The sequence below is a fragment of the Streptomyces sp. NPDC021356 genome, assembly GCF_040641015.1.
Lineage (GTDB): Bacteria > Actinomycetota > Actinomycetes > Streptomycetales > Streptomycetaceae > Streptomyces.
The window spans coordinates 1-13,412 of sequence record NZ_JBFACU010000015.1 but is presented as its reverse complement, the minus strand read 5'-3'; the positions used below and the strand labels follow the sequence as shown (position 1 = coordinate 13,412).

The following is a 13,412-nucleotide window of genomic DNA, read 5'->3' as shown; positions in this document are numbered from 1 at the left end:
TAGGGGCTCGCCCTGGCGGCCTGGACGACACGGCCCAGAAGGGACGTGGGCAGGGCCTGGCGGAGGGGGAGCCGATGAGCGGCGAACTGGTGCGGTTCGACCTGGGTGAGGGGTCGGCCGGAGTGTACGTCGAGATGGCCGACGACGATCCCGGGGTGGAGCGCGCCCGGCGGCGCGGCGGCGGGACCCGGACGGAACCGGTGGACGGCTTCGAGTCCGGTCTCGATCAGATCCGCGATGTCGCGGGCCGTACCCTGCGGCGGATCACGGCCATGCCGACCCCGCCGTCCACGGTCGAGCTGGAGTTCGGGGTGAAGTTCAGTGTGGAGGCGGGCGCGGTCATCGCCCGCACGGGCGTCGAGGGCCACGTGAAGGTCAAGGTGGTCTGGGAGAAGAGCACCCCCGGACAGCAACACCAGCAGGACGAGGACGACGACGAGGACGACGACGGGGAGGAAGGCCGGGACGGGGGCGCCGGAGCGGGTGCTGCGGGGCCGGGCGCGGGCGCCGGTGGCAGTCAGGCGCCCGGTGTCAGTGCGCCATCGGATCCGTCGACTTGACCGGCACGGTGTCCGCCACCGCATCCGCCACCGCATCCGCCTCGGGAGGCTCCCGGCGCACGGGAGCCACCACCGTGCGCTGCGTCTGCGCCGTCACGCCCACCACAGGCACCGGCTCCTTCACCAGGTCCGGCACGTCCCCGACCCGCTCCAGCTGGCTTCGGTACAGCGTCGTGCCGCCGGTCACGGCCTGCGCGCACAGCACGGCGAGGATGCCGGGTCCCAGCAGCGCGGCGTCCCCGAGCATCTCCGCCACCATCACCAGCACCCCGAGCGGCGCGTTGGCCACCGAACCCAGACAGGCCGCCATGCCCACCGCCACCGGCACCAGCGGACTGTGCGGGGCGATGCCCAGCGGCTCGGCGAGCCGCCACAGCGAGGCCCCCACACCGGCGCCCACCACCATGCCGGGCCCGAAGATGCCGCCGGAACCGCCCGAACCGACCGTCAGCGCCGTACCGACGATCTTCGCCAGGGGCAGCGCCAGGACCACGGCCAGCGGCAGGTCCAGCAGCACCTGCCGCTGCGTCACCGCCTCCATGAGCCCGTAACCGGTGCCCAGCACGCCCGGTACCAGCAGTCCGAGCCCGCCCACGAGCAGCGCCCCGACCGTCGGCGCCGCGAGCCGGGACAGCAGCCCGCGCGCGCGTGCCTCCACCCGCAGGTGCACCGCGTAGAAGCAGGCCGTGTACAGCCGCCCGGCGCCGCCCGCCACCACACCCACCACGGCCACCAGGGCGAACCCGCCCATGCCGCCCACCGCCTGCCCCGCGTGGTGGCCCAGCACGGGGGTGAACCCGAAGCAGGCGCCGAACATCAGCCAGCCCGAGACGGAGGCGATCAGCGCCTTCGGCAGCACCCGCGCGTCCATGCCGCGCCGGTGCAGCATCTCCGCCCCGAGCAGCGCCCCGCCGAACGGTGCCCGGAAGATCGCGCCCACCCCCGAGGCGAGCCCGATCACCAGAGCGGTCCTGGCCTGCTCCCGCGACATGCCGGTGCGCCGGGCGATGACGGACCCGAACGCCGCCGAGATCTGCGCAGCCGGCCCCTCCGTACCGCCCGAGCCGCCCGAGCCCAGCGTCAGGGCCGACGCCACGAGTTTGACCACCGTCACGCGGCCCCGCATGCCCGTCGGATCGTGGTGGGCCGCCGCGATGGCCGCGTCCGTGCCGTGTCCGCGAGCCTCGGGGGCCAGCCACAGGGCGAAGACGGTGGCGGCCAGGGCGCCCCCGCCGGCCACCAGGGGCACGAGCCAGGGCCGGTCGGAGGCCTCCAGCTCCAGGAATCCGCCCTCCGCCGTCGTGCGGTAGGGCCGGTAACCGGCCACTGATTCCAGCAGCCAGCCGGTGCACAGGTGGAGCAGTCCGAACAGCGCCGCCGCCCCCAGCCCGGCCACGGCACCGATGAGCACGGCGGGCACGACCCAGCGCGCCTGCGAGTCGTCCGCGCCGTCCACGGGCAGGAGCCGAGCGGTCAGAGACCGTAAGGACCAGCGCCGTGCACGTTCCTCCGTACCACGCGCCCCCGCTTTCACCCGCATACTCCCGCCACCCGACACCGTCCCCCTCGGCAAGGGTGACGGGAGACCGGTCGCAAGGTCAACCTCGCAGCTCCGAACGGGGGATGACGGATCATCAGCGTACTGACACCCCATCGCACAACCGTCCAATACACCCCAGCGGAACCGGTCGGTCGCGCCCGAATCACGGGCTGACCTGCCCACGTTCCTCTGGTTATCCTCAAAGTCGGATCAACGGACAGTCAGCAGGCGGTGGCGACAGGGGGCTGAGGCCGATGCCGAGCGGGGCCGGTGAGCGTACGGCGGACATGCCGGATCTGACAGGGCTGCCCCTGGAGGACATTCTGGAGGGCACCGACTCGGCGCTGTCCGCGGCACTGCGCCGCGTCCTGGGTCACCTGGCGGGCGAGGAAGCGCCGGTGGCCGCCTACGACTCCGGAGGCGACACCGCCGAGGGGCCGCGCCGGCTCACCACCCCCGCCCCGTGACCCCGGCCGACCGCGCCCCGCACGGCCGCTGGCCCGACGACCTCCTCGACGTCGCCGCCCTGCGCGCCGCCGGGACCCGCCCCCTGCCCTTCCGGGAGTTCGTCGTCAAGGTGCACAGCCGCTGCAACCTCGCCTGCACGTACTGCTACGTCTACGAAGCCGAGGACCAGCACTGGCGGGCCCAGCCGCACACCATGTCCCCGGAGACGGTCGCACAGGTGTGCCACCGGATCGCCGAACACGCCGCGCACCACCGCCCCGAGTCCCTGCGCGTCATCCTCCACGGCGGCGAACCACTGCTCGCCGGAACCGACCTGCTGCGCGCCCTCACCCGTACCCTGCGCGCCCGGCTCCCCGCCGGGACCACGGCCGAAGTCGTCGTCCAGACCAACGGCATCCTCCTCGACGACGCCGTGCTGCGCCTGTGCCACGAGGAGGACGTCAAGATCGCCGTCAGCCTCGACGGTACCGCCCGCACCCACGACCGCGCCCGCCGCGACCACGCCGGACGCGGCAGCCACGCCCGGGTCGCCGCCGCCCTGCGCCGCCTCGCCGCCCCCGAGCACCGCGACGTGTGGGCCGGCCTCCTGTGCACCGTCGACGTCACCGCCGACCCGCTCGCCACCTACGAGCACCTGCTGTCCTACGCCCCGCCCGCGCTCCGCCTCCTGCTGCCGCTGGGCAACTGGACGGCCCGCCCGCCGGGCCGCACCGCCGACCCCGCCCACACCCCCTACGGCCAGTGGCTCGCCACCGTCTTCGACCGCTGGTACGGCACCCCCGGACCACCGGTGCGCATCGCGTTCTTCGAGTCGGTCCTCGACCTCCTGCTCGGCGGCGTCACCCGCACCGAGACCATAGGCGGCGCCCCCTGCCAGCTCGCCGTGGTCGACACGGACGGCGCCCTCACCCTCTCCGACCAGCTCAAGTCCGCCTACGAGGGAGCCGACCGCAGCGGCCTCGACGTCCACCGCCACTCCTTCGACGCGCTCCTGGACCACCCCGGAGTCGTGGCCCGCCAGCTCGGCGCCCGCGCCCTGGCCCCGCCCTGCCGCGCCTGCCCGGTCGGCGCCGTCTGCGGCGGCGGCCACTACCCGCACCGCTACCGCGCGGACAACGGCTACCTCAACCCCTCCGTGTACTGCCCCGACCTGATGGCACTGATCGGGCACGTGGCCGACGTCCTGCGCGCCGACCTCGCCCGAGCAGCCGGGGCCCGCCGTTGACGCACGATCACCGGGCCGCCGCGCCCGCACCCCCGCTGACCCTGCCCCCCGGCCTGTGGCGCCGGCTCGCGCGCGGCACACCGGACCCCGCCACCGTGCGCCTGCTGCGCACCGCCCGCGCGAGCCGCAACCTCCTGCTGCTGCGCGCCCTGAACGACGACCCGCGCGGCGGCCCCGTCCGCGACCACGCCCTCGCCGTCCTGACCGCCGTACGCCACCGCTCGCCCGCCGTCCTCGACGCGCTGATCACCGACCCCGCCGCCGGAACCCTGCTCGCCGGGGCGGTACGGGAGGGCAGGCCCGACACGGTCGCCGCCCTCGCCGCGGCCGCCGGGCACCGCGCCCGCCTCCCCTTCCGCCTGGACGTCCCGGTCCGCGAAGGCGCCCTCCACCTGCCCGGACTCGGCCACGCCGCCCTCGCCCCCGACATGAGCACCGTGCGCGTCGAACACGGCCCGCACGGCACCACCGTGACCGCCCTCGGCCCCCGGACCACCGCCCCTGCCGCCGTCACCGTCCCGGACGCTCGGCACGCAACCGCGCCCGGCTGGACCCCGCTGCCGCACCTGACCCTCGCGGGCCCCGGCCCACGGCTGTGCGTACGCCTCGACACGCACGCCTCCCTGAACGACCCGGGCCCGCCGCCACCGCCCGAACTCGCCCGGTGGCGGGCCCGGCTCGGCGCGGCCTGGCAGCACCTCGCCACCCGCCACCCCGAGCGGGCCGACGCGGTACGCGGCACCGTCCGCGCCGTCGTCCCGCTCGACCCGGGCGTTCCCGCCGGCGCGCCCGGCCGCTGGCTGAGCGCCTCCTTCAGCGACGCCTTCGGCCTGGTGGCGCTCGCCCCGCTCGACGACCCCGCCGAACTCGCCGCCGCTCTCGTCCACGAGACCCAGCACTCGCTGCTCTACGCGCTGCAGGACCTCACCCGGCTGCTCCACGCGCCGCCCGGCGCGCGCGGCCACGCCCCCTGGAGCGGTCGGCCCCGGCCGCCCTCGGCCCTGCTGCAGGGCGCCTCGGCGTTCCTCGTGACGGCCGCGTTCTGGCGCACCGAGGCCGCCCTGGGCGACCCGGCCGCCCGCGCCCCGTACGAACGGTGGCGGCGCACCGCCCGTCTGGCCGCCGACGAACTGGAGCGCGGCGCCTGGCTCACCGAGAACGGCCACCTGCTCCTGCACGCCCTGCGGGACGTCCTCGCCGAATGGGCGGCCGCACCGCTCTGACCCCGGCCGCGGCCGGACCTCGTCCGGCACCGCCGGCCCGGGGAGCGTCAGATCGGCGGCGGCTCGATGTCGCACTCCGCGCGGACCCCGGCCGCGGCGCCACGGCTCTCGGGATGATCCGGGCCGAGGGTCGCCAGATAGCGCCGCCGCACCGACGTCAGCAGCTCCTCGCCGGCCTCGGTGTCGCCCGTGGCCGCCATGTCCAGGGCCACGTTGGTCAGCGCGGCCAGCGTCGCCGGGTGGCGGTCGCCGTAGCGGGCCTCCAGGGCGCGGGCGCACTCCTCGCCCAGCGTCCGCGCCGCCTCCGGCTCGCCCCCGTGGGTCAGGTCGGTGGCGAGGTTGACCCGGGCCAGCAGCAGCCATGGGTGGTCGTCCGGGAGGGCTGCGGCCAGCACGGCCACCGTCTCCTCGTCGACCCGGCGGGCCTCCGCGTGCTGGTGCGAGGCGCGCAGCGCCGCCCCGTGGTCGACACCGGCCGCGCCCGTCAGCGGATGCCCCGGGCCCAGCACGGACCGGTAGCGGTGCAGCGCGTCGGCGCTGTGCTCGCGCGCCCCCTCAGCGTCCCCGGTCAGCCTGAGGTCGTTGGAGATGTTCGTCAGCGCGGCCAGCGTGTCGACGTGGTCCGGGCCGAACAGCGTCCGGTACAGCTCCAGCGCCTCCCGGGCCAGGGCGAGCCCCTGTTCGAAGTCACCGGCCTTGCGGCAGGTCACCGAGAAGTTCTTGATGGCGCGCGCGGTGTGCGGATGCCGGTCGCCGTACTGCTCGCGGTAGCGGGCCACCGTGCTGCTCTGCAGGATCATCGCGTCCGCGTACCGGCCGCACTCGCGCATGTCGCGCGCCACGTTGTTGATGGAGAAGAGCGTGGAGCGGGCGGTGGGGCCGAGGATCTCCAGCCGGGCGTCGTGGATGCGTTCGTCGAGGGCCAGCGCCTCCTCGTACAGGCCGTTGACGCGCAGGCTCACGCTGTAGTTGTGCCCGACGGTCAGGACGTGCGGACTGCGCGCGCCGTGCAGTTGGACGCTGCGGTCGTAGGCGTCGCGGTCCAGGGCCAGCGCGTCGGGGAAGCGGCCCGCCGCCCGCAGGTCGGCGGCGGTGGCCCCGGCCACGGTCAGGGTGAACTCGTGGTCGTCGCCCAGGGTGGCGCGGAGCCGGGCGAGCACGTCCTCGTTGATCCGCTGCGACTCCTCGAACTCGGCCAGCTGCCAGTGCGCGCTGGCCTGCTGCCGGCGTGCCCACAGCGTCTGCACGTGGTCCGGGCCCAGCGTCGTCCGCCAGATGCCGGCGACCTTCCCGGCCAGTTGCGCCGCGCCCCGGAAGTCACCGCGCGCGATCACGTAACCGAGGATGCTCAGCGCGGTGTCCCGGGCCTCGCCGTCCCCGCAGTCCAGCAGCCCGGACGGTTCGAGGTGGGGCAGGATGTCGGCGTAGTTGCGCCAGTTCTCCGGGCGCTGGGAGTCCCCCGGGTCGTGCGCGGCGATGATCTCGTGGACCAGGTGCCGCAGCCGGGTGGCCTCGTCCTGCGACAGCTCGTCCCGCAGGACGCCGCTGAGCAGCCGGTGCACCTGGAGCGTGCCGGTGGCGGCGTTGACGCTCAGCAGCGAGAACTGGTTGATGGCCCGGATCGCCCGGCCCCGGGCCAGTTCGTCGCGGGCGACCGGGGCGAGGTCGTCGGGCAGGTTCAGCAGCCGCGCGTCGCGCAGGAACGACTGTGCGACGGGCTCGGGGCCGAAGAAGGCCAGCAGCCGCAGCAGTTCGAGGGCCTGCGGGTTCTGCGCGCGCAGCAGGTCCACCGAGGCCCGCCAGGTCGCCGCGACCGGCCGGACGCCCGACGACGGCGGTTCCGCCAGCAACTCCTGCCGGCGGTGTTCGAGCAGTTCCAGGTAGGCGCCGGTCCCGATGCCCGACTGGGCCTGCGCCGCCACCGAGTGCTCCAGCGCCAGCGGCAGGTCGCCCAGCGACTCGGCGAGCCGCTCGGCCTCCTCCTGGCTGGCCCACGGCGTGCGCTGGCGCAGGAAACCGATGCTCTCCTGCCGGGAGAACACGTCGACGTGCAGCGCGTGCACCCGGTCGGCCCAGCCGGAGTGCCGGGACGTCACCAGGACGTGCCCGGCGCCCTGCGCCACCCCGAGCAGCGACGGGATGTAGGGGACGACGTCCTCGGGCGCCCCCGCGTTGTCCATCACGAGCAGCCAGCGGCGGAACGGCTCACCGGTCGACATCGCCGCCAGGACACGGTCCACCGGGTCGCCGGGGCCCTCGGCCGCCGGGCCGAAGTCCGGTACCAGGGAGGCGAGCTGCTGGCGGATCACCGCGGGCTGCTCGGCGTCGATCCACCAGATCCGCTCGTACTCGGTGTGGTGCCGGTGCACGTACTCCACGGCCAGCCGGGTCTTGCCGACCCCGCCCATCCCGTACAGCGCGTACGGCAGGACGGCCACCTGGTCGCCCGAGTTCAGCAGGGCCCGCAGCCTGTCCAGCTCCTCCTCCCGGCCGGTGAAGTAGGAGGCCTGGGGCAGCGGCATGGTCCGCGGCAGGCGGGCCGGCCGGGGGGCCCCGGCCGCCGGCGTGTGGGTGCTCCCCACGGGCGGGCCGGGCCGCTCGACGCCGGTGGCCGGTGGCGTCGTACGGGAAGGGGCGGGATCCATCGACACGTCCTCCATGCGCTGAGCCGGTTCCCTGGGAGGTGGAGTGGCGGGCGTTTCGGCCGCGCCGGATGGTGCGGACCGACGCCCGCTGTCCTCCCCACCCGCGGGCCCGCCCAAAGACGAATGCGCCCGTGCGCGGGCCAGTGCGCCTCCGTAGGCCGGTCCGAGCGCGGCCAGGGCGGGTGCCGCCGCCGAGAGCAGTTCGTGGTCGGCCGGTCCGAGCGCGGCCGCGTCCAGGTCGGCGGGCGCGGCCACCAGTGTGCCCAGCAGCCCGGACCGCGCACCCATGGCCCGCCCGGCGATCTGCGACACCTCCTGGAGGGTGCGCAGGGTCTCGGTGCGCCCGAGGCCGTACAGCAACCGGTCGCGCACGCCCTCCAGGAACTCCAGGCGCGGGCCGCCGCCCTGCGGACCGTCACCGTGCGGGCCGCTGTCCGCCGCGAGCAGGCCGCCGAGCAGGATCTCCGCGAACGGCAGCGGTCCGGCCGCCCGCCCCAGCAGACGCTGCACCGCCCCGACCACCTCCGGCCGCAGCGGGACCATCGCCAGTTGCGCGGCGAGCCGGCGCGCCTGCGGGGAGGCGTGCCGCAGGAAACGCCGTACCGCCTGCTCCGGGGAGACCGGCCGGGGCCGGTGCTCCGGGGCGAGCGGCGGCAGGCACTGCGGTGCCAGGCCCTGCTCGTCCACCAGCAGGGCCGCCACGTCGCTGTGCGCGGGGGCCTCGCCCGCGACCATGCGCGCCCAGCCCGCGAACCAGGAGGCCTCCATCTCGAGCACCGGCACGGGCAGCGCACCCGGACGCACCCAGCGCGCGCCGCTGCGCAGGAGCAGCAGCGCGTTCGGCAGCCCCGGCGCGAGGGCACGCACGCGGACGTCCCGGGGCACCGCCTCGCACAGGTCCCACAGGCGGCTGGGCAGCGGCTGGAGCACCGCGACGGGCGCGTGCCGCGCCCAGTGGTGCAGCAGCCGGGGCACGCTGCCGAACGCCCAGGCGTCACCCACGCAGTCGCTCATCAGCAGGACCAGCCGCCGCCCCTGCGGGTGGAACAGCTCGCCCGGGGCGCGCGCGGGACCGCCCTGGTGCGAGCGCAGCCGTGCCGCCTTCCCGCCGCGGGTGTCCAGCCACCACACCCGTACGTCGGCGAACGCGCCCTGCCGGCGCAGCAGTTCGGCGAACCGGTCCGCGACCCCCTGCCACACCGACATCGACACGCTCTGCTCGACGACGAGCGCGACCTCGAACCAGCGGTCCGGCACGTCCGCCAGTACGGGACTCCACCGGCCCAGCTCCGCCGACCTGATCGCGGTCCGCTCGTCGTCCAGGGTGAACCGGCGGCGCGAGCGGACCCGCCGGTTGAGCGGACGCAGGGCGCGGGCCAGGCGGAGCGGGTCCCGCAGCACACCCGGGCGGGTGTCGGCGTCGAACAGGGCCACGGCGCCCACCGGAGGCCCCATGTCGGTCAGCGGCCCCCGGGAGAGGCGTCCGGGCCGCGCCTCGCTGCCGTCGCCGTCCGCGTCACGGCGGGACCGCGCCGCCTGCGTCGCGGGCCGGAGCGGCGAGCCGTCCGGCCCGGCACCGGCGGGCTGCCCCTCGGAGGGAGGAGCGGGCGGCCCGGGGGGAGGGCCGGTGGAGGGCGGGACCGGTGCGGCGGTGCGCGCCTGCGGTGAGGTGCCGTCGAGCGAGGAGTTCGCGGCCCCGGACGCACTGCCCGCCCCGGAGGCGTCCTCCGCCCCCGCGGTACCCCGCGCGGCGTCGCCCGGCCCGGCGCCGCTCGCGGACCCGCGCCCCGGCCCGGCCCGGTCCGGCCACCGGCCGCCGTCCGTCCCGATGCGCTCCGCCAGCCAGATGGCCTCCGCCCATTCGCGCGCCGACGGCGACCGGCCCGCCAGAGCGGTCATGGCGAGGCGTCCGTAGCCAGGCTGCGCCACAGCGCCGCCCGCAACTGCGTCCAGGACGCCTCGTCGGCGTCGGCGGCGCCGTTGGTGAGCATGTGCACGGTGTTCAGCAGCTGGTCCGCCGCGAGCGAACCGTCCCCGCGCTCCTGGAGGAACGAGCGGATCAGCTCCGCCGTCCGCGGGTCCCCACCGGCACCGAAGTGCGCCTCGATCATCGCGGCCAGCCGGGCCTCGTCCGGAGCGGCGAGCTCCACCTCGAGGCAGCGGCGGCGGAAGGCGGGCGAGAAGGCACGCTCGCCGTTGCTGGTGATCACCACCACCGGGAACTCCGAACAGCGCACCCGCCCGTCGCGCACCACGACCGGCAGGCCGTGGTCGGCCGTGCCGACGCTCGCCTCACGCCGGGACTGGCCCAGCCGCTCCAGCTCCCGGATACGGAACTCGCCCTCCTCGAAGATGTGCAGCAGGTCGTTGGGCAGGTCGATGTCGCTCTTGTCCAGCTCGTCGACGAGCAGCACCCGGGGCCGCTTCCACGGCAGCAGCGCGGTGCCCAGCGGGCCGAGCGTCAGATAGCGGCCCACGTCGGGCAGCGGCTCGCGTTTGAGTCCGGGGCCGGCCCCCACGGGCGCGTCCTGCACCCGGCCGATCGCGTCGTAGTCGTACAGGCCGTCGCGCAGCGTCGTACGGCTGACCACCGGCCACCACAGCACCCGGCCCAGACCCAGCTCCGCGGCGATCTGATGGGCCAGACTGGACTTGCCCGTGCCGGGCTGCCCGGTGACCAGCAGCGGACGGCGCAGCTGGATCGCGGCGTTGATGACATCGACGACGGCGTGGTCCAGAGTGCCCGCGCGGCGCGAGCCGAGTTTGCGCTCGACGTCCCAGTGGTCGCCCGGGTCGGGAATGTCCAGCGGCGGGCTGTCGGTGCCCGGCCTGAAGCGCCGCCAGGGCGGCGGGGCGGGCAGCGGGGGCAGCGGTTCGGACGGCGCGTGCTGCGCGCCGTTGTCCCGGAACACCCACCAGGCGGGAGGACGGGGCTGCCGTGCCTCACGCTGATCGGTCGTCTCCCCGGTCATGGATGGCCACCCCCGGTCCGCGGATGCCCGAGCGCGGCCTCCGCCCCCTCCAGTCCGTCTTGGCTGTCCCACACTAGGGTGACGTGGCGATGCAGGTCCAGCGTCACCGCCGACCCGCCCCCGCCCGGATTGACGCCCCGCAGATGTCGTACCCGGTCGGGCAGCCCGTCCAACCTCCCGGCCAGCAGATTCCACAACTGGGGCCGGGCGTCGGCGTGGTGGCCCTGGCGGCGCAGCGCGACGATGGCGGGAATGCCCACCTCCAGCAGGACGTAGACCGGGTCTGCCGCCAGATCGCCGTCGTACGCCGGGGGGTCGAGCAGTACGTAGCAGAACGGCGTCTGCCCGTCGCGCAGTTCGCTCAGCAGGTCGTACGGCGCAGGGGCGCGGCCGTGCGCGACGTACTGTACGGCCGGTGCCTCGAAGACGCCCTCGGGGTGGGCTTCCAGCCACGCGAGACGGCGGTGCAGCGCGGGCCACCAGTACCTCTTGTGGAACCGGTCGCGGCTGCGCACCAGCACCGTGTGGTCGGCGCCGATCGGGCGGGGCACCGAACCGGCCGGCCGGACCGGGAACTGGTCGACGTCCAGCCACAGCAGCGGCCGGGGCAGCAGGAACTCCACCCTCAGTCCGGCGCTCAGCTCCCCGAGCCGCTCCAGCGCGCTCTGGTGCAGTGCGGCGACGGTCTCCTCGAGCGCGGCCCGGGAGGCCGCCCGGCAGTCGGCGAGCAGGGTGGGCGGTTGCGGGTCGGGCGCCAGCAGCCAGCCCCGGACGTGGTACTCGTCGGGCGCCGCCGGGTGCGCCACGATCTCCACGAGCAGCCGGTACGGTTCGGCCGGGCGTCCCACGCGGGTCCGCTCCCGGGAGCGGACCCGGCGCAGCAGCTCCGGCGGACAGCCGATGCGGTGTGCCACCTTGTCGTTCCACGCCTGCAACTCGACTGCCGGCGAACGCTGTTGACCCGCCGCGACGGCTTCGACGAAGCAGAGCAGCGGGTGCGCCTCGTCCGGCAGGACGAGGGCGTCCTCCAGCGCGTCGAGCAGGTCCGCGACCGCCTCCGGCCCGGTGCTCTCGTCCGTCGCGGGCCGCGGCAGGAACGGCAGGAAGCGCAGCGCGAGCGGACCGAGGGGCGTGGCGGCGGACCGCTGTGCGAGCAGGGCGCACAACTCCTCGTGCTCGGCGGCCGTGAGCAGCCGCTCCGGGTACAGCCGCAGGTACATGTGCTCGACGGCCGCCCACGCCAGGGTCCCGGTACGTCCGCTGCCCAGCCGGTCCAGGTAGAACCGCAGCCCCTCCGGGTAGGCGTCGCAGGCGCGCAGTGTCGCGTAGAGGTCCTCGCGCACCATGCCGGAGTGTTCGGTGTCCACCGGCCCGAACCGTTCGGCGAACGCCTCGGCGGCGCGCCGCAGCGGCAGCGGGTGCACGAGTCCGGGGATGCGCGCTATGCGGCCGGCCAGTTCCCAGAACAGGTCGGTGCGCGGTGTGTCGCCGGTTCCGGTCACGCCGTCGGCCCCGCGTCGCCGCGCAGCCGCAGGACCACGCGTTCGAACTCCCGCATCGGCAGCGAGCCCCGCTCGTACCAGCGCAGCGCGGCGGCGAGCCGGTCGATGCCGTCCGCGTACTGCAGGCACAGCGCCACGACCCCGCGCACGTCCTCCACCAGGACCGGCGACCGCTCGGCGAGGTCGAAGATCTCGTCCCCGGCGTCCCGCAGCACGCTCTCGCGGCGCTGCGGGTCGCGCATGCTGGGCACCTTCACCAGCGCGGTGGTCAGTTCCCGGTCGGCGCCGCGCGGCCAGGCGGGCCCGGGAGCGGGCTCGCCGAGCACCGCGTCGGCCAGCAGCGGGCAGTAGCGCACCACGGCCTCGACGGGGATCATCCACGCGGTTCGGGACCCGGCCGGACGGCGCACGGCGACGACGATGCCGATGACACCCCCGTCCCCGTCGACGACGCCGGCCCCGCTGTAGCCGCCCTGCACCCGCCCGTCGGCGCCCTCCAGGCTGTCCAGCTGGATCCAGTCCGGGCTCAGCCCGCCCGCGCCGAGCAGCCGCGCGGCGACCCAGACGCCGGGGGAGGCGGCCGAGGACTGGCCGAAGGCCCGTACGGCCCGCTCCCGTACGGGACCGCACGGGCGCAGCCGGGCCGGGACGCAGTCGGAGGGCGGCGGACCGCTCAGCTCCAGGACCGCGACGTCCGCGCGCTCCTGGTCGGGCGGCGCCCAGCCCTGCGGCAGCACCGAGGCGTACGACACCTCACCGGTCAGGGAACCGGGGTGGTCGACGGCGACACTCCGCCCCCCGGGAGACTCCTGTCCGGTCAACTCCAGGGCGCCCTGCACGACATGAGCACACGTCAGCACCCGCCCCCCGTCCACCAGAACACCCGATCCCACCGGTGTGTTGTCCGCGCCGAGAATCCGCACACGCCATGAGTCCTCGATCGACTGCGACACCACGCGCCCCGTTCGCTCCGCCTTTGCACGATGTTGACAGACAACCGCTGCCGGTAACAGTTATGTGCCCGAATCCGGTGAAGAGGGGGCTTCGAGCCGGGGCACGGGCGGTGACAGGTACGGGCGGGTCCGGCGCGGCCGCGTTGTTCCACCCCTTCAGCAGCGGAAACCCTGCCGCGTCAGGGAAAGCCGCCTCGCGCGCGGCGACCCGTGCGCGTCCGGCGGGGCCGGGGGGGTGCCTCTATGTCTTTCGTCAAGCGAGGCGTGGGGTTCTGGGTTCGTAGAAGGTGCCGTCGCGGAGCATCGCGAACAGCACGTTGATCC

9 protein-coding genes are annotated in these 13,412 nt (G+C 75.4%); 4 read left to right on the top strand and 5 right to left on the bottom strand.

Translation table 11 applies throughout. The annotated features are described in order from the left end of the window. The first annotated feature begins 74 nt into the window (after positions 1-74). A complete protein-coding gene (locus AB0G56_RS21170; RefSeq protein WP_360971477.1) occupies positions 75-560 on the top strand; it encodes a CU044_2847 family protein in 486 nt (161 codons plus the stop codon). On the opposite strand, the gene AB0G56_RS21165 is transcribed toward AB0G56_RS21170, so the two are convergent. Beyond that, the gene (locus AB0G56_RS21165) at positions 532-2,016 is read right to left on the bottom strand and encodes a chloride channel protein (RefSeq protein WP_360971474.1); all 1,485 of its coding nucleotides are present in this window, start codon (positions 2,014-2,016) and stop codon (positions 532-534) included. The two genes, AB0G56_RS21170 and AB0G56_RS21165, sit on opposite strands and share 29 nt — an antisense overlap. A 371-nt stretch (positions 2,017-2,387) precedes the next feature. Between AB0G56_RS21165 and fxsA the strand changes: the two genes are divergently transcribed. The 3 genes from fxsA to AB0G56_RS21150 are packed head-to-tail and all read left to right on the top strand — an operon-like array spanning position 2,388 to position 5,016. After that, the gene (gene fxsA / locus AB0G56_RS21160; RefSeq protein WP_360971472.1) at positions 2,388-2,567 is read left to right on the top strand and encodes an FxSxx-COOH cyclophane-containing RiPP peptide; all 180 of its coding nucleotides are present in this window, start codon (positions 2,388-2,390) and stop codon (positions 2,565-2,567) included. Further along, positions 2,564-3,793: an FxsB family cyclophane-forming radical SAM/SPASM peptide maturase gene (locus AB0G56_RS21155; protein WP_360971469.1), complete on the top strand. Its 1,230-nt coding sequence runs from the start codon at positions 2,564-2,566 to the stop codon at positions 3,791-3,793. The genes fxsA and AB0G56_RS21155 overlap by 4 nt, the downstream gene beginning before the upstream one ends. Beyond that, entirely contained in the window at positions 3,790-5,016 is a 1,227-nt protein-coding gene (locus AB0G56_RS21150; RefSeq protein WP_360971466.1) for an HEXXH motif-containing putative peptide modification protein, read from the top strand. The genes AB0G56_RS21155 and AB0G56_RS21150 overlap by 4 nt, the downstream gene beginning before the upstream one ends. A 47-nt stretch (positions 5,017-5,063) precedes the next feature. Here the strand turns inward: AB0G56_RS21150 and fxsT are convergent, their stop codons facing one another. From fxsT to AB0G56_RS21130, 4 genes are read right to left on the bottom strand one after another with little or no spacing between them, the layout of a single operon-like run. After that, positions 5,064-9,560 (bottom strand): FxSxx-COOH system tetratricopeptide repeat protein, encoded by a 4,497-nt coding sequence (gene fxsT, locus AB0G56_RS21145; RefSeq protein WP_360971463.1) that lies wholly within the window; start codon positions 9,558-9,560, stop codon positions 5,064-5,066. Further along, the gene (locus AB0G56_RS21140) at positions 9,557-10,633 is read right to left on the bottom strand and encodes a MoxR family ATPase (protein WP_360971460.1); all 1,077 of its coding nucleotides are present in this window, start codon (positions 10,631-10,633) and stop codon (positions 9,557-9,559) included. The genes fxsT and AB0G56_RS21140 overlap by 4 nt, the downstream gene beginning before the upstream one ends. After that, entirely contained in the window at positions 10,630-12,135 is a 1,506-nt protein-coding gene (locus AB0G56_RS21135) for a hypothetical protein (RefSeq protein ID WP_360971458.1), read from the bottom strand. Before AB0G56_RS21135 ends, AB0G56_RS21140 begins: the two co-directional genes overlap by 4 nt. Next, positions 12,132-13,088 carry a trypsin-like peptidase domain-containing protein gene (locus AB0G56_RS21130; protein WP_360971455.1) on the bottom strand — a complete coding sequence of 319 codons (957 nt, stop codon included), beginning with the start codon at positions 13,086-13,088 and terminating at the stop codon, positions 12,132-12,134. Before AB0G56_RS21130 ends, AB0G56_RS21135 begins: the two co-directional genes overlap by 4 nt. Positions 13,089-13,412 lie beyond the last annotated feature (324 nt).